Here is a 20,310-nt window from a genome sequence, read left to right as displayed (position 1 = left end):
GTGCGGTCCTTCCTCCGTCGCCTGGGTCCAGGCGGTCTTCGTGCGGACGGCCGCCCCGGTCAGGGGCGGCCGGATGCGGCGCCGGACGCGCCGCTCACTCCCACTCGATGGTGCCCGGCGGCTTGCTGGTCACGTCGAGCACGACGCGGTTGACGCCGTCGACCTCGTTGGTGATGCGGTTCGAGATGCGGGACAGGACGTCGTCCGGGATCCGCGCCCAGTCCGCCGTCATGGCGTCCTCGCTGGTGACGGGGCGCAGGACGACCGGGTGGCCGTAGGTGCGGCCGTCACCCTGCACGCCCACGGAGCGCACGTCCGCGAGCAGCACCACCGGGCACTGCCAGATCTGGCGGTCCAGCCCGGCCGCGGTGAGCTCGGCGCGCACGATCGCGTCCGCGCGGCGCAACAGGTCCAGGCGCTCCTGGGTGACCTCGCCGATGATGCGGATGCCCAGACCCGGGCCCGGGAACGGCTGGCGGTGCACGATGCCCTCGGGCAGGCCGAGCTCGGCGCCCACGGCGCGGACCTCGTCCTTGAACAGCTCGCGCAGCGGCTCGCACAGCTCGAACTCGATGTCGTCCGGCAGGCCGCCCACGTTGTGGTGGGACTTGATGTTGGCCGCCCCGTCCCCGCCGCCGGACTCGACGACGTCCGGGTAGAGCGTGCCCTGCACGAGGAAGCGGACCTCGGTGGCGTCCGGGTCGTGCTCGGACTCGAGGACGATGTCCGCCTGCGCCTTCTCGAAGGTGCGGATGAACCGCTCGCCGATGATCTTGCGCTTGGCCTCGGGGTCGGTGACGCCGGCCAGCGCGGACAGGAAGTCCTCGCGCGCGTCCACCATCACGAGGCGGGCGCCGCCGTGGGCCTCGCCGAAGGCCTGCTCGATCTCGGCGGACTCGCCCTCGCGCATGAGGCCGTGGTCCACGTAGACGCAGGTGAGGCGGTCGCCGATGGCGCGCTGCACGAGGGCCGCGGCCACGGCGGAGTCCACGCCGCCGGACAGGCCGCAGATGGCCCGCTTGTCCCCGATCTGCTCACGGATGCGCTCGACCTGCTCCTCGATCACGCCGCTGGCCGTCCAGTCCGCGCCCAGGCCCGCACCCACGTGCAGGAACTGCTCGAGCACCCGCTGGCCGCGGGAGGAGTGGCCCACCTCGGGATGCCACTGCACGCCGTAGATGCGGCGCTCGCGGTCCTCGAACGCGGCGACGGGGGCGCCCGCGGTGGAGGCCGTCACGGCGAAACCCTCGGGCGCCTGCGTCACGGCGTCCCCGTGGGACATCCACACGACCTGCTCGAGGTCCTGGTCCGCGAACAGCACGGAGTCGGCATCCACCGAGTCCAGGCGGGTGGAGCCGTACTCCCGGGTGCCGGTCTTGGCCACGGTGCCGCCGAGGGCGTGCGCGATCGACTGGAAGCCGTAGCACAGGCCCAGCACGGGCACCCCGGCCTCGAGCAGCGCCGGGTCCAGCTGCGGGGCGCCGGGCTCGTACACCGACGACGGCCCGCCCGAGAGGATCAGCGCCGCGGGTTCGCGCTCCAGGATCTGCGCCGCCGGGGTGGAGGCGGGCACGACCTCGGAGTAGACGTTGGCCTCGCGCACACGACGTGCGATGAGCTGCGCGTACTGGGCGCCGAAGTCCAGCACCAGCACCGTGGGCATCACGTCGCTGAGCGGGGCGGGGGTGTCGGGGTGGGGGGCGTTCTGCGTCACCCGTCCAGGATAGTCGAGGCGCTCAGTAGCGCCGCGCGGCGTCGGGGAAGCGGTGCAGCTCGTCCCGGACCACGCGGGTCATGCGCTTCTCCACCACGAAGGACAGGAACGGCACGACGCCGCCGCCGGCCATCGCCAGCAGGCGCAGCGGCTCCCAGCGCATCAGGGACCACAGGCGGAACGAGGCGAGCAGGTACACCACGTACATCCAGCCGTGGGCGATGAGGATGAACAGGGACAGGTTCACTCCCCCGGTCACGCTGTCCGTGGGGTGCAGCCCCAGGCCGTTGGCGTCCCCGTCCAGGGTGGTGCCGCCCGCGTAGAGCTCCACGTGCATGCCGTACTTCAGCACCATCTCCGCCACGAGCAGCAGGAGCATGATGCCGGTGATCCACGCGCACACCACGTAGAGGCGGGTGGCGGAGCGGATCTGCTGCTGGGTGCCGGCGAAACGGCGCTGCTCCCGGCCCGGCCGCGGGGGCGGCTCGGGCAGGTCGGCCTCGGTGATGTCCTCGGGATCCGGCAGGCTCGCCGGGTCCACCGGCTGGGGGCCGGGGTGCTGGGTGCTCATCGGCTCTGCTCCTCTCGGGGCCCACGGGGGCCCGGGTCGCGGGGGTCGGGGCGCGCAGCCCCGTCGTCGTCGTGGTCCTGGCGGGGGTGCGTCGCGGCCTGCGCCGCGACGGCCCGCTCCTTGGCCTCGCGCGCGGCCGCCCGGCGCCGCTCGAGCTCCTCGGCGCGCCACTGCGCGGCCCACTCCTCGTCGAGCCGGCGCTCGTGCTCGTCCCGGACGTGGTCGTCGCGGACGAACCGCCACCACAGGAACAGGGCGAAGCCGGCGAAGAGCATCCACTCCACGGCGTAGAAGACGTTGAGCCAGATGACCTGGGTCTCCTCCGGCTGCGGGGCCACCCACACCGGCTCGAGCCCGCCGGGACCGGCCGCGCCCGTCTCGGCGCCCGCGGCGTCGACCATCTCGAACGCCGCGACGAACGCCGCATAGGACGGCTCGTCCCACACATTCACCAGCTGGGCCGGGGCCAGGCTGCGGTACAGGAGCCGGTCGGCGGTGTCCTCGGCCGCTGCCTCGCGCGGCAGGGGCCCGTCCGGGGGCAGCAGGCGTCCGGTGACGGTGACCTGCCCGGCGGGCGCGGGGTCCACGACGTCGGCGTCGGCCGACCAGCCGCGGACCACCGGGACGACCTCGCCGTCCGGGGCGCCGACCACCCGCAGGGCCGTGACCGTCCAGTAGCCGTCGCGGCCGTTCAGCAGGCGTGGGCCGACCAGGACGTCCGTGCCGGGCACGAACTCCCCCTCGACCGTGACCACCTGGTCGGCCTGCGAGCCCAGCAGGGCCTCGTAGGGGCGCACGTGCTCCAGGAACGGCACGGCGTTCTCGGTCTGGGTGCGCGGCGGCGGCGCGTTCGTCTCCGCGGACTCGAACTGCCACTTGGACAGCGCCACGAAGACCGCGGCCGCCACGAGGGCCAGCACCAGGGTGGCCAGCCAGACGGGCTTGAGGGCGGTGCGCAGCACGCCGTATCAACTCTTCCGGTCGGGGTGCCGCCACGCGGCGGCGGGGATCAGACGGTCTGGGTGGGGGTCACGAGGACCTCCACCTTCTGGAAGTCCTTGAGCTCGGTGTAGCCGCAGGTGGCCATGGCGCGCTTCAGGCCGCCCATCAGGTTGGACGTGCCGTCCGCGTGGCGGCCGGGCCCCCACAGGACCTCCTCGAGCGGAGCCACCTGGCCCACGTGCGTGCGGTGCCCGCGCGGCAGCTCCGGGTGGGCGGCCTCGAGGCCCCAGTGCCAGCCGCCGCCGGGGGCGTCGGTGGCGCGGGCCAGGGCGGCGCCCAGGACGACCGCGTCCGCGCCCATGGCGATCGCCTTGACGATCTCCCCCGAGGTGGACACGCCGCCGTCGGCGATGACGTGCACGTAGCGGCCGCCGGACTCGTCCATGTAGTCGCGGCGCGCCTCGGCGATGTCCGAGATGGCCGTGGCCATCGGCACGCGGATGCCCATGGCGCGGCGCGTGGTGGTGGACGCCCCGCCGCCGAAGCCGACGAGCACGCCGGCCGCGCCGGTGCGCATCAGGTGCAGGGCCGGCGTGTAGCCGGCCGCCCCGCCCACGATCACGGGCACGTCCAGCTCGTAGATGAACTGCTTGAGGTCCAGCGGCTCCTGGGTGGAGGAGACGTGCTCGGCCGAGACGGTGGTGCCGCGGATGACGAACAGGTCCACGCCCGCCGCCACGACGGTGCGGTAGAACTCCTGCGTGTTCTGCGGGGTCAGCGAGCCCGCGACGACGACGCCGGCCTCGCGGATCTGCGCGAGGCGCTCGGTGATCAGATCGGGGCGGATGGGGGCCGCGTAGGCCTCCTGCAGCTTGCGGGTGGCCTCGGTCCCGGCCGGGCCGGCCTCGAGGGCGGCGATCTCCTCGAGCAGCGGGCGCGGGTCCTCGTGGCGGGTCCACAGGCCCTCGAGGTTGAGGACGCCGAGACCGCCCAGCCGCCCCATCGCGATGGCGGTCTCCGGGCTCATCACGGAGTCCATGGGCGCACCGATCACGGGCATGTCGAACGTGTAGGCATCGATGCGCCACGTGAGGCTGACGTCCTGGGGATCCCGGGTGCGCCGCGCGGGCACCACGGACACGTCGTCGAGGGAGAAGGCCCGGCGGCCGCGCTTGCCGCGGCCGATCTCAATCTGGTTCGTCACCGGGCCAGCCTAGCCCAGGCACCACGGGGGCGGCGCCGACCGTGTCGTCGACGCCGCCCCGTCCGGGGGCTCCCCCGCACCCGACGTGCGGGTCAGCGCGAACGGTAGTTCGGGGCCTCGACGGTCATCATGATGTCGTGCGGGTGGGACTCCTTCAGGCCCGCCGCGGTGATGCGCACGAAGCGGCCGTTCTCCTTGAGATCGGCCACCGTGGAGGCGCCCGTGTAGAACATCGTCTGGCGCAGGCCGCCCACGAGCTGGTGGACCACCGAGGCGATCGGGCCCCGGAAGGGCACCTGACCCTCGATGCCCTCGGGGATCAGCTTGTCCTCGTCCGGCACGTCCGCCTGGAAGTAGCGGTCCTTGGAGAAGGAGCGCGTGCCGTTGCGGGTCTGCATGGCGCCCAGGGAGCCCATGCCGCGGTAGGTCTTGAACTGCTTGCCCTGGTAGAACACGAGGTCGCCCGGGGACTCGGCCGTGCCGGCCAGCAGGGAGCCGAGCATCACCGAGTCGGCGCCGGCCACGAGGGCCTTGCCGATGTCACCGGAGTGCTGCAGGCCGCCGTCGGCGATCAGCGGGACGCCTGCGGGGCGCGTGGCCTTGGCCGCCTCGTAGATGGCGGTGATCTGCGGGACGCCGACGCCGGCCACCACACGGGTCGTGCAGATCGAGCCCGGGCCCACGCCCACCTTCACGGCGTCCGCGCCGGCGTCGACGATCGCCTTGGCGCCCGCGTAGGTCGCGGCCTGACCGCCGATGACGTCGACGTGCGCGGCCGCCTTCTCCTTCTTCAGGCGCGCGATCATGTCCAGCACGCCGTGCGTGTGGCCGTTCGCGGTGTCCACCACGAGGGCGTCCACGCCCGCCTCGACGAGCGCCATGGCGCGCTCCCAGCCGTCGCCGAAGAACCCGACGGCGCCGCCGACGAGCAGTCGGCCCTCGTCGTCCTTCGCGGCGTCCGGGTACTGCTCCGCCTTGTCGAAGTCCTTGATGGTGATCAGGCCGGTCAGGCGGCCCGCGTCGTCCACGAGCGGCAGCTTCTCCACGCGGTTCTGGGAGAACAGGCGGATGGTCTCGGCGCGCGAGACGCCCTCCTGCGCGGTGACCAGCGGCATGCGGGTCATGGCGGTGTCCACCGTGCGGGTGGCCCACTCCTCGCGCGGGATGAAGCGGGTGTCGCGGTTGGTGATGATGCCCAGCAGCGTCATGTCCTCGGCCACCACCGGCAGGCCCGAGACGCGGTACTGGGCGCACAGCTCGTCCAGGTCCGCGAGCGTGGCGTCCGGGCCGATGGTCACGGGGTCCTTGATCATCCCCGACTCGGAGCGCTTCACGGTGTCCACGTGGCGGGCCTGGTCCTCGATGGACAGGTTGCGGTGGATGATGCCCATGCCGCCCTGGCGGGCCATGGCGATGGCCAGCGGGGCCTCGGTCACGGTGTCCATCGCCGCGGAGACGATGGGGATGTTCAGGCGGATGTTGCGGGTCAGCCGGGTGCCCGTGTCCGCGTCCGCGGGGATCACGTCGGTGGCGTTGGGCAGCAGCAGGACGTCGTCATAGGTGAGGCCGAAGAAGCCGAAGGGATCCGAGGAGGAGTGGACGGGCTCGGGGCTGGGACCGGTGCTGGTGTTGGTCACGAAGGCGCCTTTCGGGACGGGTGTTTCCGCGATTCTATGCCCGGGGGTCAAACCGGCGACCCGGGTGCGGGCCACGTCACAGGGCCTCCGCGCCGGGCCACGCGGGGGCGAGACGGGCGTCACCACGACGTCACATGGCGCAATCCGTTTCGGCGTCGTGGTATTGGAGCGCCTACCCTCCCCGGATGAGCTCCGCACAGTCCTCCCCCGCACCGGCGCCCCGACGCCGGCTCCCCGCCTGGACGTCGAACTTCGGCTGGCAGATCGCCGCCGCCCTCGTCCTCGGCCTCGTCCTGGGCCTGATCGCCCGCGCGACGGGGCACACCTCCGAGCACCCGACCTGGCTCGGCGAGACGCTGGCCACCGTCGGCAGCATCTACATCAGCCTGCTTAAGGCCACGGTCGTCCCGCTGGTCTTCTTCGCCGTCGTCGCCTCCATCGCCAACCTGGCCCAGGTGACCAACGCGGCCCGCCTGGCCGCCAAGACCCTGCTGTGGTTCGCCATCACGAGCCTGATCGCGGTGCTCATCGGCCTCGCCGTCGGCGTCGTGCTGCAGCCGGGCGTGGGCACCGGCCAGACCGCGCCGGCGTCGTACCAGGCCAAGGACGTCGGCTGGCTCGACTTCCTGACCTCCCTGGTGCCGGCGAACTTCCTCGGCCTGACCGTCAAGACCACGGCGGGCGAGGACGGCGCGCTCGCCTCCTCCCCCACGTTCAACGTGCTGCAGATCCTCGTGATCGCGATCGTCGTGGGCGTGGCCGCGCTCAAGGTCGGCGAGAAGGCCGCCCCGTTCCTCACGTTCTCCCGCTCGGTGCTCGCGATCATCCAGAAGCTGCTGTGGTGGATCATCCGTCTGGCCCCGATCGGCACCATCGGCCTGCTGGGCAACGCCGTGGCCTCGTACGGCTGGTCCACCATGGGCACCCTGGCCAAGTTCGTGGTGGCGATCTACGTGGGCCTGGCCCTCGTGATGCTCGTGGTGTACCCGGTGCTGGCGCGCCTGCACGGGCTCTCCGTCAAGCAGTTCTTCACCGGCGTGTGGCCGGCGTTCCAGCTCGGCTTCGTCTCCCGCTCCTCCCTCGGCACGCTGCCCGTCACCCAGCGGGTGGCCGAGCGCAACTTCGGCGTGCCCACCGGCTACGCCTCCTTCGCCGTCCCGCTGGGCGCCACCACCAAGATGGACGGCTGCGCCGCGATCTACCCGGCCGTGGCCGCCGTGTTCATCGCCCAGTTCTACGGGATCGACATGAGCCTGAGCCAGTACGCCCTCGTGGCACTCGTGTCCGTGCTGGGCTCGGCCGCGACCGCCGGCACCACCGGCGCCACCGTGATGCTCACGCTCACGCTGTCCACCGCCGGGCTGCCCCTCGAGGGCATGGCCCTGCTCCTGGCCGTCGACCCGATCGTGGACATGGGCCGCACCGCCCTCAACGTGTCCGGCCAGGCCCTCATCCCCGCGCTCGTGGCCTCCCAGGAGGGCATCCTCGACCGGGACCGCTACGACGCCCCGCGCGGCGACATCTTCGGCGAGGACGAGGAGGAGATCGTCGAGGCCCGCGCCCACGCGACCGCCGACTCCCGCGCCCAGCTCGTCGGCACCCCGGAGCCGCGCGCCTGAGTCAGCGGCCGGACGGGCCCGCTCCGGCGGGCCCGTCCGCGCCGTCCCCGTCCCCCTCGTCCAGGTACTCGCCCAGCACATAGTCGTAGTCCACGGGGTTCCCGTCCTCGTCCGTGCGGCGGTACCAGTCGGTGATCTCCGCGGCGGTGGAGTCGAACCCCTCGCCGGCCGCGTACCAGCTGCCCGGCGGGGTGCGCTCCACCGTGAACGCGAAGTCGTCCCCGTACTCCACCAGGCCCCGCACCGTCGCCTTCTCGACGGCGGCCCGCTGGTACCGGTCACGGATCGCGAAGGGGTCGTTGGCCAGTTCGCGCTGGAGCGCGACCGCCATGAGGACGAGCACCACGGTGAACGGCAGCGCCGTGATGGTGATGAGGTTCTGCAGGCCGGTGAGCGCGGTGTCGCCGCCGGTCAGCAGCATCACGACGGCGATGCCCGCCATGCACAGCGCCCAGAACACCGTGATCGTGCGGCGCGGGGCCGGGGCGCCGCGCTGTGAGAGCTGTGAGTTCACGATCGAGGCGGAGTCCGCCGTCGTGATGAAGAAGACCGCCAGCATGACGATCACGACCGGGGCCACCAGCGCGCCGCCGGGCAGCTGGTCCAGGACCACCCAGAAGATCTCCGCCGGCGCGGGCAGCGACGCGGCCGTGCCGTCCGGCGCCACGGAGCCCTGGGTCCGCTGCAGCCAGATGGTGGTGCCGCCGATGATCGTGAACGCGCCGACGATCACCGCGGCCGGGATGAACAGGGCGCCGAGGACGTACTGGCGGATGGTCCGGCCCTTCGAGATCTTCGCCATGAACACGCCCACGAACGGGGCCCAGCTGACCCACCACGCCCAGTAGAAGATCGTCCAGCTGGAGAGGAACTGCTGCATGTCCTCCCCCTGGGCCATCGAGGCGCCGAGGGCGTCCGGGGCGGAGGAGACGTAGTCCATCAGGACGCCGGGCACGATGTTCAGCAGGAACGCCGTCGGGCCGACGACGAAGAAGAACAGCGCCAGGCCGAGGGCGAGCAGCATGTTGATGTTGGACAGCCACCGGATGCCGCGGGCCACACCGGACACCGCCGAGAAGATGGTGCCGATCGTGAGCACCACGATGATCCCCAGCGCCACCGTGTTCCCCGGCGCCGACCAGCCCGAGACGATCTCCACGCCGCGGCCGATCTGCAGGGCGCCGATGCCCAGCGAGGCCGCCGTGCCGAACAGTGTGGCGATGATCGCGAGCCCGTCGATCAGGCGCGCGCCGACGGAGTCGCTGCGCGGGGAGTCGCCGCACAGCGGCGCGATGATCGAGCTCATCAGCGGCACCCGGCCCCGGCGGTAGGACACGTAGCCGACCGACAGGCCGACGACCGCGTAGATCGCCCACGCGTTCACGCCCCAGTGCAGCGCGGCCTGGGCCAGCGCGCCCGTCACCGCCTCCTCGCTCGCCGCCTCGTACGCCCCCGGGCGCGGGGCCAGGTAGTAGGTCAGCGGCTCGTACGGGCCGAAGAAGATGATGCCGATGCCGATGCCGGCCGCGAAGAGCATGGCCGACCAGCTCGCCGTGGAGTACTCCGGCTTCTCCCCGTCCAGTCCCAGCGGGATCTCGCCGTACCGGGAGAACGCCAGGGCCAGCAGGAACACCACCATCCCGATGGCCAGCAGGGCGAACAGCCAGCCGGCGTGGAGCATCACCCAGTCGAGGGCCGCGCTCGAGACGGCCAGCACGGCGTCCGGCTGCAGCACGCCCCACACCACGAAGCCGACCACCAGCAGGCCGACGACGGCGAGGATCACCCGGTCCACGCCGTAGCGCACCCGGCGGTCCTCCACGGACACGCCCGGCACGAGGGCCGGGTGGATGCCGTGCGGATAGGAGAACTCGCGGACGAAGCGGCGCAGCCGTGGCCGGGCCGGGGTCCGGGTCGGGTGGGACCCGGTGGGACGGGGCGGCGTGGGTGTGTCCATGGGCACACCATAGGGGGCGCGCCGGACGGCGGTCGTCTCCCGCCCGCACGACGACGGCCCCTCACCCGGGCGGGCGAGGGGCCGTCGTCGTCGGCCGGCCGCGTCAGGGCCGACTCAGGGGTCAGTGCTGGTGGTCGGCCTCGTCCTCCTCGGCGGGCTTGTCCGCCACGAGGGTCTCGGTGGTCAGCACGAGGGCCGCGATGGAGGCGGCGTTGGCCAGCGCGGAGCGGGTCACCTTGACCGGGTCGATCACGCCGTCGGCGATCAGATCGCCGTAGACGCCGGTCTTCGCGTTGAAGCCGTGGTTCGGCTCCAGCTCGGCGACCTTGGAGACCACCACGTAGCCGTCCTCGCCCGCGTTCTGGGCGATCCAGCGCAGCGGCTGCTTCAGGGCCTTGCGGACGATGTCCACGCCCACGGCGGCGTCGCCGGTCAGGGCCTGGACGTCGGCGTCGGTGTCGAGCGCGGTCAGCGCGTTGATGAGCGCGGTGCCGCCGCCGGCCACGATGCCCTCCTCGAGGGCGGCGCGGGTCGAGGACACGGCGTCCTCGATGCGGTGCTTGCGCTCCTTGAGCTCCACCTCGGTGGCGGCGCCCACGCGGATCACGCCGATGCCGCCGGAGAGCTTGGCGAGGCGCTCCTGGAGCTTCTCGCGGTCCCAGTCGGAGTCGGTCGCGGCGGACTCGGCCTTGATCTGGGCGACCCGGGCCTCGACGTCCTCGGCCGCACCGCCGCCGTCGACGATGGTGGTCTCGTCCTTGGTGACGGTGATGCGGCGGGCGGAGCCGAGCACGTCCAGGTCGGCCTGCTCGAGCTTCATGCCGAGGTCCGGGGAGACGACCTGGGCGCCGGTGAGGATCGCGATGTCCTGCATCATGGCCTTGCGGCGGTCACCGAAGCCCGGGGCCTTGACGGCCACGACGTTCAGGGTGCCGCGGATCTTGTTGACCACGAGGGTGGACAGGGCCTCACCCTCGATGTCCTCGGCGATCACGAACAGCGGCTTGTTGGCCTGCAGGACCTTCTCCAGCAGGGGCAGCAGCTCCTGCACATTGGAGATCTTGCCCGAGTTGATCAGGACGTAGGCGTCCTCGAGCACGGCCTCCTGGCGCTCGGCGTCGGTGACCATGTACGGGGACAGGAAGCCCTTGTCGAACTGCATGCCCTCGGTGACGTCCAGCTCGGTGGAGGTCGTGGAGGACTCCTCGATGGTGATGACACCGTCGGTGCCGACCGTGTCGAACGCGCGGGCCAGCAGCTCGCCGACCTCGTCGTTCTGGGCCGAGATGGCGGCCACGTGGGCCACCTCCTGGCCCTCGACCGGGCGGGCGTTCTCCTGCAGGCGCCGCTCGACGGCGGCCACGGCCACCTCGATGCCCTTCTTGACCTCGCCCGGCGCGGCGCCGGCGGCGACCTGGCGCATGCCCTCGTTCACGAGCGCCTGGGCCAGCACGGTGGCGGTGGTGGTGCCGTCGCCCGCGATGTCGTTGGTCTTGGTGGCGACCTCCTTGGCGAGCTGGGCGCCCATGTTCTCGTACGGGTCCTCCAGCTCCACCTCACGGGCGATCGTGACGCCGTCGTTGGTGATGGTGGGGGCGCCCCACGCCTTGTCGAGCACCACGTTGCGGCCCTTGGGGCCGAGGGTGACCTTGACGGTGTCGGCGAGCTTGTCGATGCCGGCCTGGAGGGCGCGGCGTGCGTCGTCGTTGAAAGCCAGCTGCTTGGCCATGACGGACGCTCCTTTCGTTCAGGGAGTCAGGGGGTGCGGGGACGCGAGGGGCCCGGGGCGCGCGCACCGGTGCGGTGCGCGCCGCTCACCGGGCCCGTCGCGGCGGGGTCACTTGGTGACGACGGCCAGCACGTCGCGGGCGGAGAGCACCAGGTACTCCTCGCCGCCGACCTTGACCTCGGTGCCGCCGTACTTGGAGTACAGCACCACGTCACCCTCGGCGACGTCGACGGGCACGCGGTTGCCGTTCTCGGCGACCCGGCCCGGGCCCACGGCCACGACCTGGCCCTCCTGCGGCTTCTCCTTGGCGGTGTCCGGGATCACGAGGCCCGACGCGGTGGTCTGCTCGGCCTCCAGGGGGCGGACAACGATGCGATCCTCGAGGGGCTTGATGGAGACAGACATGCTGCACACTCCTTCTTCGTCGACGTGCGGCTCCGGCGGGCTCGCCGGTCCGCTGATGCTGTGGTCTGCGGGTGCGCCACGGGCGTCAGACCCTCCGTCGTCGCGGTGCCGGACGGTCCACCTCGGGCATTGGCACCCGGTACCCCCGAGTGCCAGTCCAGACTCTACTCCGGGTTTTGGCACTCCTTCAACATGAGTGCCAGCCGTGTCCCCGCCGTCCGCCGTGGGAGGAGGCGTGGGGCATGGTGCGGCGGGACACCGTGGGGCGGGTTCCGGGCCCAGGAGCACACGGAGTGGTCACGACTGTGGCCGGGCTCCTGTCCCTCCCCCACTCGCCACCCTCCCTCCTCGCCAGCATCCGTGGGCAGAAACCGCACCACCGCCCATCGCGTGGGCAGCACCCGCAGGTTTTCGATCTCCGTGGGCAGAAGCGCCCTCTCTTCTGCCCACGGATGTTGCGTGGGCGGAACTCCTCGCAGTTCTGCCCACCGAGCCATGACGACGTCGTCCCGGCGGGACAACCGGCCGACGCCGAGTCCTGCACAGCCGGCCCACCCCGCGCCGGTGTGCACAGACACGCGGCCCGCCCGGCCGCCGTCGGGCCGACCGCGTCAGGGTCGACCCATGTCCTTCGCCCCCGACCTCCCCCTCTTCCCCGTCTTCACCACCCGCGACGTGCTCGAACGCGGTCTGCCGCCCAGCCGGGTGCGGCGGTCCGACGTCCTCCGCCTCGCCCGCGGCATCCACCGTCGCCGTGACATGCCGCTGCGCACCTGGGAGTCGGCCGGGCTCCCGCCGCCGCACCACGCGGTCGGCCTCGACCTGCTGACCGCCCTCCTGCGGTCCCGTCCCGACGCCGTTCTCTCCCACGAGACGGCGGCGCACCTCCACGGTCTCCCGCTTCCCCCGGGCGGGGCCACGCGACGCGCCGCCGTCGAGATCACGTTGCACCGCGGCACCGCACGGGCGCGGATCCCCGGCGTCATGGAGCACCGCAGACCCCTGCCCGCCGGCCACGTCACCTCCGTGCTCGGGCTACGGGTGACGACGCCGGAACGGACCTGGCTCGATCTGTGCTCGATCGGCCACCCCTGGGACGAGGCATCCCTCGTGTCGGCGGGTGACCACCTGGTCCGTCACCCCTGGTCCCCGCGCGGCCGGCGGCCTCCCATCACCACGGTCACCGCGCTGCGCGAGGCGATGCGGCCGCTCGGGCGGTTCGTCGGAAGACCGCGGGCGACGGCGGCGCTCGAGCGCGTACGGGTGGGTGCCGACTCGCCGCAGGAGACCCGGCTGAGGCTGGCGCTCGTCGAGGCGGGGCTGGGCGAGCCGACGCTGCAGCACGTGTTCGACCCCGGGCGGCGGGACGCCCCCGAGGCCGATCTGTGGTTCGAGGACTGCCGGCTCGTCCTCCAATACGACGGCGAGGTGCACCGGAGTGCCGAGCAGCACGCCCGGGACGCCCGGCGGGACCAGTACTACGCGGAGCGTGGGCAGATGACCCTGCACGTCACGGGCCGGGACGTCGGCGAGGGATACGCGCGGGTGATCGAGGCCGTCCTCAGACGACGGGCACAGGTCTCGAACGGCTGGGATGCCTGACGTCGTCGTCGCGTATGGCCCTGCCGTCCATGCGCAGGGGTTCCGTGGGCAGAAGCGAGGGTGCTTCTGCCCACGGAACCTGGAAACACGCGGGTTCTGCCCCCGGAAGGCGAGACCCGGCGGGTTCTGCCCACGGAACGCTCGCGCCGGCCTCACCGTCGCCCGGCTCAGTAGTACACGGCCAGCGGCCCGTGCGGTCCGTCCACCACGCTGCAGGGGGTCTTGAAGATCCGCTCCAGCACCTCAGGGCGCAGGATCTCGGCCGGGGTGCCGGTCTCCACCACCTGACCGTCGCCCATGGCCACGATCCGGTCGGCGTAGTGGGCGGCGAAGTTGATGTCGTGCAGCACGATCACCACGGTCCGGCCCAGCTCGTCGGCGGCCCGACGCAGCTGCTGCATCATCTGCACCGAGTGCTGCATGTCCAGGTTGTTCAGCGGCTCGTCCAGCAGCACGTACTCGGTGTTCTGCGCCAGCACCATCGCCACGTACGCGCGCTGCCGCTGGCCGCCCGAGAGCTGGTCGAGGTACCGGTTCTCGAACGGACCGAGGTTGAGGAAGTCGATCGCGTCGGACACGTGCCGCTCGTCCTCCAGGGTCAGCCGCCCGCGCGTGTACGGGTAGCGCCCGAACCCCACGAGCTGCCGCACGGTCAGCCGCGTCACGAAGTGGTTCTCCTGCCGCAGGATGGACAGGGTCTGCGCGATCTTCCGGGACGGCGTCGTGGTGATGTCGTGCCCGCCCACGGCGATCGTCCCGGCGTCGGCGTCCTGCAGCCGGCCGATCATCGTCAGCAGCGTGGACTTGCCCGCCCCGTTGGGCCCCACGAGCGCGGTCACTCCCCCGGCCTGGATGTCCAGGTCCACGGGTCCGATGCACACCTCGTCGCTGTGGCGCTTCACCACGCCGCGCAGCTCGATCACAGACGTCCCTTTCTCATCACGACGATCAGGAAGGTGATGCCGCCGATCAGCTCGATGACCACCGTGACCGCACCTCCCGCGTAGAAGACGTGCCGCAGCACGAAGTAGGCGCTCGTGAGCACCGCGTACCCGGCCAACGCCGCCACCGGGAGGATGAACCGGTGGTCGTGGGTGTCGACCAGGCTGTACGCCAGCGTGGCCACGAGGAAGCCGAGGAACGTCATCGGGCCCACGAGCGCGGTGGTCATGGCCATCAGCACGGAGACCAGCAGCAGCGTCACCATGAGCTCGCGCCGGTGGTGCAGGCCCAGGTTGGTCGCGGCGTCGGCGCCGAGCGCCACCGTGTTCAGGCGGCGGGAGCGCAGCCACAGCAGCGCGCACACGACGACGGCGATGGGCCCGGCGATCGCCACGTACTCGGTCCGGGCGTTCGAGATGTTGCCGAAGAGCCGCGCGCTCAGCAGGTCGAACGAGTTCGGGTCCAGCAGCCGCTGCATGAACGTGCTCAGCGCGGCCAGCCCGCCGCCCAGCACCACGCCCACGAGCAGCATCAGATGGACGCTGCCGTAGGGCCGGGAGAGCAACCACGAGTACAGGGCCGTCGCGAGCGCCACCATGAGCGCGGCCTGGGCGAGGAACGGCCCCACCCCGGTCAGCACCGCGACGCCGGCGGCTCCCAGCACGTACACGGCGGCGGTCGACACGGCCGTGTAGAGCGCCTCGAACCCCATGATCGAGGGCGTGATGATGCGGTTGCCCGTCACCGTGTGGAAGCTGACGGTCGCGAAGGAGTGGCACAGCGCCGCGATCCCGATCACGCCCAGGGACTCCACGCGCATCCGCGCGATCATCCAGAACGCGCGCGAGCCGGGTTCGGCCTCGTTGCCCCACAGCAGGATCCCGGCGGTGGAGAGCACGGCGACGGCGGCCAGCACCGCGACGACGACCGCATACCTCCGGCGGTCGGCGGCGGTGACGAACGCGCCGGACCGGCGCGGGGCGTCGGCCTCGACGGGCCCGGCCGCGGTGGCGCCGCCGGGCGGGGCGGGGATGTGACCCGGGGCGGTCGCGAGCGGCTCAGCCATGCTTGGCCTGCCTCAGCAGCAGGGCGAGGAACACGATCGCGCCCACGAGGCCCAGGATCAGCGAGATGGGCACCTCGAACGGGGCGATCACGGTGCGCCCGATCAGGTCGCAGACGATCACGATCCACACGCCGACCATGACCACCCAGGGCAGGTTCGTCCGCAGGTTGTCGCCGCGGACCATGGACACGAGGTTGGGGACCACGAGTCCCAGGAACGGGAGGGCCCCGATCACCACGGTGACCACGCCGGTGGCCACGGCCACCATGGCCACGCCGGTGAGGATCACGGCGTCGTAGTTGAGGCCGACGTTCGTGGCGACGTCCTTGCCGAGGCCGGCCACGGTGAAGCGGTCGGCGATGACGAAGACCGCCACGCAGACGATCAGCACGAGGAAGAGCAGCTCGTACCGGCCGCGGACCACGGAGGTGAACGAGCCGGCGAACCACGCGCCCACCTGCTGCAGCATGTCCGTCTGGAGGGCGAGGAACGTCGAGGCGGCGCCCACGACGGCGCCGAGCATGATGCCCACGATCGGCACGATGAGGGAGGACTGCAGGCGCACCCGCCGCAGGAAGAGGAAGAACACGAGGGTGCCGACGAAGGCGAAGAGGATGGCCCCGACCATCCGGGTCACCAGGCCCGCCCCCGGCACGAGCACCATGGTCACCAGCAGGCCGAGACCGGCCCACTCGGTGGTGCCCGTGGTGCTGGGCTCCACGAAGCGGTTCTGCGTCATGAGCTGCATGATCAGCCCGCACATCGCCATCGAGGCGCCGGCCAGCACGAGGGCGACCGTGCGCGGCACGCGCGTGATGGCGAACATCTCGCGTCCGCCCTCCGCGCCGACGTCGTACACGCCCACGAACAGCGAGACCACGATGAGGGCCGCGGTCACCACGACGCCGACCAGCAACGGCCAGGTGCGCTGCCAGCGGGTGCGCTCGGGCCGCAGGACGGCGGGCGGGACCCAACACACGCGGTCGCCCCGCCCCGGCTCCTCGAGCCGGGGCGGGGCGTCCGCGACGTGGTGACGTACGTCGACGATCACAGCGCGCCTTCGAAGGCCTTCGCGAGGTCCTCCATGACGGTGGTGTGATTCTGGATGTCCTCGGCGACGTAGAAGTCGGCGGGCAGGTACACGATGTTGCCCTCCTTCACCGCGGTCACGTCCTGGAGGGCCTCGGAGCGCTCGATCAGCTCGGCGGCGGTGGCGTTCTCCTCGCCGACGGCGGCGTCGCGGTCCATGACGATCAGCCAGTCCGGGTTCGACTTCGCGATGGCCTCGACGGAGATGTCGTCGCCCTGGTGGTTGTCGGTGCCCGACTGCTCGAGGGCCGGGGTCAGCTCCAGCATGTCGAAGAACGGGCCGATGGCGCGACCGGTGCTGGGCGCGACGTACGACAGCTCGCCGCCCGAGGCGATGAGGCCCATGACGGTCTGCTCGGGGTCGTAGGCGTCCTTGGCGCGCTGCGTGGCGGCGTCGAAGTCGGCGACGAGCTTCTCGGCATCGGCCTCGTGGCCGGTGGTCTCGCCCAGCAGGGTGGTCAACTTCTTCAGGCCCTCGTCCATGGGGGTCTGCGTGACGTCGAAGTTCGTGTCCACGACGGCGGCGTCGCCGGTCAGCTCGTCGATCTCCGCCTTGCGCTCGTTGAACCGCTGGCCGTTGAAGACGACGTCCGGCTCGGCGGTGACGAACAGCTCCATGTCCGGCTCCCGGTGGTTGCCGATGTCGGCGACCGAGTCGTCCTGGAGGTAGGAGGGCCCGCCCTCGCCCTTGTACATGATCTGCTTCGGCGCGGCCGACAGCTCGACGCCCCAGTCGTCCAGGGTGCGGAAGATGCGGTTGTCCGTGGCGATGACGGAGTCGACCTCCTCCGGCAGGGTGACCTCGGTGCCGGACATGTCGGTGACGGTGACCCCGGCCGCGACGCCGCCCGAGCCGCCGGCGGCGCTCGCGGAGGACGAGGACTCGCCGGAGGCGCTCGCGGAGGATGAGCCCGTGGCCGCGCCGCCGGCGGAGCAGCCGACGAGGGCGAGGGCCGCCACCGAGGTCAGGGCGAGACTGGCGAGGCGGGGGGCGCGGGCGGAACGCGGCATGGTTCTCCTTCTGGGCGGCGAGGCCGCCCCGGGATGAGCAGTCGGGGTGGTGGGCGCGCTCCCGTGGAGGTGAGCCTTGCCTCAGTAGAATACCGTACACGAGGGTGCCGTAATCCCCCAACGGGGCGTGCGACGGCTCCCGCCGCCTGGAGCCCGCGGCCTGGAGACCCGTCAGTCCAACGGCGTCACCTCGAGGGCGAAGCGCGACCGACCCACACGCGCCAGCACGAGGGTGGCGTGCCGTCCGGCCCCACCACGCCGGCCCGGCTTCGCCCCGCCGAGGACGGCGCGCCGCACCTCCTCGGGCGTCTCGCGGATGCCCCGCTTCTTCACGTCCAGCCGGCCCACCCCGGTCTCCTTCGCCCAGCGCCGCAGGGAGGCCAGGTGGAAGCCGTGCACCGCCTCGATCCGATGGGCGCGAGCCAGGCCGTCGTGCACGGGCTCGGGCGCGACGAGGTAGGCCAGGTGGGGGTCCAGCTGTCGCGTCGGCACGGGCCAGGACGCGGCCAGGTCCGTCACGAGTCCGGCCCGGATGACCGCGCCGTCCGGCTCGTGCAGGACCGCGCCGACGAGCCCCGCCATGCCCTCCTCCCCCACGGCCTCGACCTCGGGCGAGTCGCCGAAGTCCGCGCCGGAGACGAGCTGCGCCGTCGTCGGCTCCCCGCCCCGGACGGTCATGACGCGCGCCGCCCGCCGCACCCCGGGGCGGGCCGCCGCGTTGAACCACAGGGCGGCCTCCACGACGTCGCCGTCGACGCTCACCCACTCGGCCTCGGCGCCCGCCGACACGGCCTCGTGCGGGAGCCCCGGGCCGAGCTTGACCCCGACCGGCACGCCCGTCGCGGCGATGTCCGTCACGACGCTCAGGGGCGGGGAGAACGCCTCGGGGTCGAACACGCGCGCGGACCCGCCCCCGCCGACCTGACGGCGGGCGGGGTCCAGCCACACCGCATCCGCCTCGGCGGGCACGTGGGCGCGGGCCCAGGCCACGGCGTCGCCGTGCACCACACGCGCACCGCCGTAGCCGGCGAGGTTCACCTCGGCGGCCGCCGCGACGACGGCGTCCCGCTCCACCGCCACGACGTCCAGGCCCCGGTCGGCGAAGGCGCGCGCGTCCAGGCCGAGACCGCAGCCGAGGTCGGCGACGCACCGGGCCCCCGCGGCCGCCAGCCGGTCCGCGTGCAGGCCCGCGACCAGCGGGCGGGTGGCCTGCTCCAGGCCGTCGCGGGTGAACAGCATCCGGCGCGCCTGCCGCCCGAGGCGGGCCTCCGCCCGGGACCGCAGCGCGGCCTGGGTCAGCGCGGCGGCCACGCGCTCCGGCGGATGCCCGGCCGCACGCAGGCGGGAGGAGACCGCGAGCGCGTCGGCCTCGCGGTACCCGGCGAGGGAGTCGAGGAGCGCGCGGCCCTCCGGCTCGAGGACGGGGGCCAGGGCGGTGGCGTCCGCCTCCGAAGCGGCGGCCGTGGGGCGCGGCGGGCGGGAGGCGGGGCGGGGACGGGCCATGCGCCCCACCCTAGGTCCGAAGCGTGGACACCGGGCGCAGACCGGGCCGGGGCTTCTAGGATGGGCGACATGACTCTGCCCTTCGCCGACTCCGCGCAGTCCACTCTCGGAATCGAGTGGGAGCTCGCGCTCGTGGACGCCGTGTCCGGCGAGCTGCGTTCCGAGGCCCCGGACCTGCTGCGCGCCCTGCATGTGACCGAGGGCCTCGCCGAGGACGACGTGAACCCGCACATGACCAGCGAGCTCCTGCAGAACACGGTGGAGCTCGTCACGGGCGTGCACGAGCGCGTGGACGCCGCGACGGCGGACCTCGGCCGGATCGCCGCGCGCGTGGCCGACGCCGCGGCCGCGCGGGGCATCTCCCTGTTCTGCCAGGGCACGCACCCGTTCGCGGACGCGATCGCGCAGCCCTCGACGCCCAGCGAGCGCTACGACCGCATGCTGGATCTCACCCAGTACTGGGGTCGGCAGATGCTGATCTTCGGCGTGCACGTGCACGTGGGTCTGGACGACGTCTCCAAGGCCATGCCGGTGGTGAACGGCCTGGTCAACCGCGTGCCGCACCTGCTCGCGCTCTCGGCCTCCTCCCCCTTCTGGGCGGGCACGGACACGGGCTACCAGTCCCAGCGCACCCTCCTGTTCCAGCAGCTGCCCACGGCCGGCCTGCCGTTCCAGTTCCAGGAGTGGGAGGACTTCGAGCGCTGCGTGGCCCAGATGGAGCAGGTGGGCATGATCGCGGACGTCACCGAGTGCCGCTGGGACGTGCGGGCCGTGCCCCGCCTGGGCACGGTGGAGATGCGCGCGTGTGACGGCCTGGCCACGCTCGAGGAGATCGCCGCCGTGACCGCCTACACGCAGTGCCTCGTGGACGACCTGTCCGCGAGCCTGGAGCGCGGCGAGACGGTCGAGGTCCTGCCGCCGTGGCACGTGCAGGAGAACAAGTGGCGCGCCGCCCGGTACGGCATGGACGCCACCGTGATCGTGGACGCCCGCGGCACCCAGGTCCCGCTGGCGGAGCACCTGCCGGCGGAGATCGAGCGACTGACCCCGGTCGCCGAGCGGCTGGGCTGCGCGGCGGAGCTCGCCGGCGTCCAGGCGATGATCGACGACGGCGGCGCCGCGCGTCAGCGTCGCGTGGAGGCGCAGGCCCTGGCCGGCCCGCCGGCCGCGGGCGAGGACACGGATGACGCGGTGGCCCCGCTGCGCGCGGTCGTGCTGGACGCCGCCGCCCGCACCCGCGCGTCGCTGGACGGCCGCGCCGGCTGAGCGGCTGTTCCCCCGGCGAGGTGGCGGCCCCGCCGCGCCTGCACGCTTCCGCC

16 protein-coding genes are annotated in these 20,310 nt (G+C 72.6%); 3 read left to right on the top strand and 13 right to left on the bottom strand.

Annotated elements, in window-relative coordinates:
• Positions 1–94: 94 nt before the first annotated feature.
• The 5 genes from guaA to guaB all read right to left on the bottom strand — a co-directional run bounded on the left by guaA (position 95) and on the right by guaB (position 6,068).
• Positions 95–1,714 (bottom strand): glutamine-hydrolyzing GMP synthase, encoded by a 1,620-nt coding sequence (gene guaA, locus ACUXPL_RS02150; protein WP_285170519.1) that lies wholly within the window; start codon positions 1,712–1,714, stop codon positions 95–97.
• Positions 1,715–1,736: 22 nt separating this feature from the next.
• Entirely contained in the window at positions 1,737–2,285 is a 549-nt protein-coding gene (locus tag ACUXPL_RS02145; RefSeq protein ID WP_010080440.1) for a DUF3817 domain-containing protein, read from the bottom strand.
• Complete coding sequence (locus tag ACUXPL_RS02140; RefSeq protein WP_454181586.1) at positions 2,282–3,247, bottom strand: SURF1 family protein; 966 nt, start codon at positions 3,245–3,247, stop codon at positions 2,282–2,284. The genes ACUXPL_RS02145 and ACUXPL_RS02140 overlap by 4 nt, the downstream gene beginning before the upstream one ends.
• A 47-nt stretch (positions 3,248–3,294) precedes the next feature.
• The gene (locus ACUXPL_RS02135) at positions 3,295–4,431 is read right to left on the bottom strand and encodes a GuaB3 family IMP dehydrogenase-related protein (RefSeq protein WP_002857600.1); all 1,137 of its coding nucleotides are present in this window, start codon (positions 4,429–4,431) and stop codon (positions 3,295–3,297) included.
• A 92-nt stretch (positions 4,432–4,523) separates the two neighbouring features.
• The gene (gene guaB / locus ACUXPL_RS02130; RefSeq protein ID WP_101967688.1) at positions 4,524–6,068 is read right to left on the bottom strand and encodes an IMP dehydrogenase; all 1,545 of its coding nucleotides are present in this window, start codon (positions 6,066–6,068) and stop codon (positions 4,524–4,526) included.
• A 185-nt stretch (positions 6,069–6,253) separates the two neighbouring features.
• On the opposite strand from guaB, the gene ACUXPL_RS02125 reads away from it, so the two are divergent.
• On the top strand, positions 6,254–7,687 hold the full coding sequence (locus ACUXPL_RS02125) for a dicarboxylate/amino acid:cation symporter (RefSeq protein WP_251649314.1): 1,434 nt from the start codon (positions 6,254–6,256) through the stop codon (positions 7,685–7,687).
• A gap of 1 nt (position 7,688) precedes the next feature.
• On the opposite strand, the gene ACUXPL_RS02120 is transcribed toward ACUXPL_RS02125, so the two are convergent.
• From ACUXPL_RS02120 to groES, 3 genes are all read right to left on the bottom strand, one after another.
• Positions 7,689–9,644 carry a BCCT family transporter gene (locus ACUXPL_RS02120; protein ID WP_454181583.1) on the bottom strand — a complete coding sequence of 652 codons (1,956 nt, stop codon included), beginning with the start codon at positions 9,642–9,644 and terminating at the stop codon, positions 7,689–7,691.
• A 121-nt stretch (positions 9,645–9,765) separates the two neighbouring features.
• Complete coding sequence (gene groL, locus ACUXPL_RS02115; protein WP_216880250.1) at positions 9,766–11,373, bottom strand: chaperonin GroEL; 1,608 nt, start codon at positions 11,371–11,373, stop codon at positions 9,766–9,768.
• Positions 11,374–11,481: 108 nt separating this feature from the next.
• Positions 11,482–11,778: a co-chaperone GroES gene (groES, locus tag ACUXPL_RS02110; protein WP_002857590.1), complete on the bottom strand. Its 297-nt coding sequence runs from the start codon at positions 11,776–11,778 to the stop codon at positions 11,482–11,484.
• A gap of 624 nt (positions 11,779–12,402) precedes the next feature.
• Between groES and ACUXPL_RS02105 the strand changes: the two genes are divergently transcribed.
• Positions 12,403–13,380, top strand: a complete 978-nt coding sequence (locus tag ACUXPL_RS02105; RefSeq protein ID WP_454181581.1) for a hypothetical protein — start codon at positions 12,403–12,405, stop codon at positions 13,378–13,380.
• A 167-nt stretch (positions 13,381–13,547) separates the two neighbouring features.
• On the opposite strand, the gene ACUXPL_RS02100 is transcribed toward ACUXPL_RS02105, so the two are convergent.
• From ACUXPL_RS02100 to ACUXPL_RS02080, 5 genes are all read right to left on the bottom strand, one after another.
• On the bottom strand, positions 13,548–14,303 hold the full coding sequence (locus tag ACUXPL_RS02100; RefSeq protein ID WP_002857584.1) for an iron ABC transporter ATP-binding protein: 756 nt from the start codon (positions 14,301–14,303) through the stop codon (positions 13,548–13,550).
• A complete protein-coding gene (locus ACUXPL_RS02095) occupies positions 14,300–15,388 on the bottom strand; it encodes an iron chelate uptake ABC transporter family permease subunit (protein WP_454181579.1) in 1,089 nt (362 codons plus the stop codon). Before ACUXPL_RS02095 ends, ACUXPL_RS02100 begins: the two co-directional genes overlap by 4 nt.
• Positions 15,381–16,439 (bottom strand): ABC transporter permease, encoded by a 1,059-nt coding sequence (locus ACUXPL_RS02090; protein WP_227448697.1) that lies wholly within the window; start codon positions 16,437–16,439, stop codon positions 15,381–15,383. The genes ACUXPL_RS02095 and ACUXPL_RS02090 overlap by 8 nt, the downstream gene beginning before the upstream one ends.
• The gene (locus ACUXPL_RS02085; protein ID WP_454181577.1) at positions 16,436–17,488 is read right to left on the bottom strand and encodes a siderophore ABC transporter substrate-binding protein; all 1,053 of its coding nucleotides are present in this window, start codon (positions 17,486–17,488) and stop codon (positions 16,436–16,438) included. The genes ACUXPL_RS02090 and ACUXPL_RS02085 overlap by 4 nt, the downstream gene beginning before the upstream one ends.
• Before the next feature lie 171 nt (positions 17,489–17,659).
• Positions 17,660–18,991 carry a THUMP-like domain-containing protein gene (locus ACUXPL_RS02080; protein WP_454181575.1) on the bottom strand — a complete coding sequence of 444 codons (1,332 nt, stop codon included), beginning with the start codon at positions 18,989–18,991 and terminating at the stop codon, positions 17,660–17,662.
• 69 nt (positions 18,992–19,060) lie between these two features.
• Between ACUXPL_RS02080 and ACUXPL_RS02075 the strand changes: the two genes are divergently transcribed.
• On the top strand, positions 19,061–20,257 hold the full coding sequence (locus ACUXPL_RS02075; RefSeq protein ID WP_115165978.1) for a glutamate--cysteine ligase: 1,197 nt from the start codon (positions 19,061–19,063) through the stop codon (positions 20,255–20,257).
• Positions 20,258–20,310 lie beyond the last annotated feature (53 nt).

It is taken from the genome of Micrococcus sp. 140720015-1 (assembly GCF_053627595.1).
The sequence above is the reverse complement of the archived record's forward strand: the minus strand, read 5'-3'. Positions and strand labels throughout refer to the sequence as shown.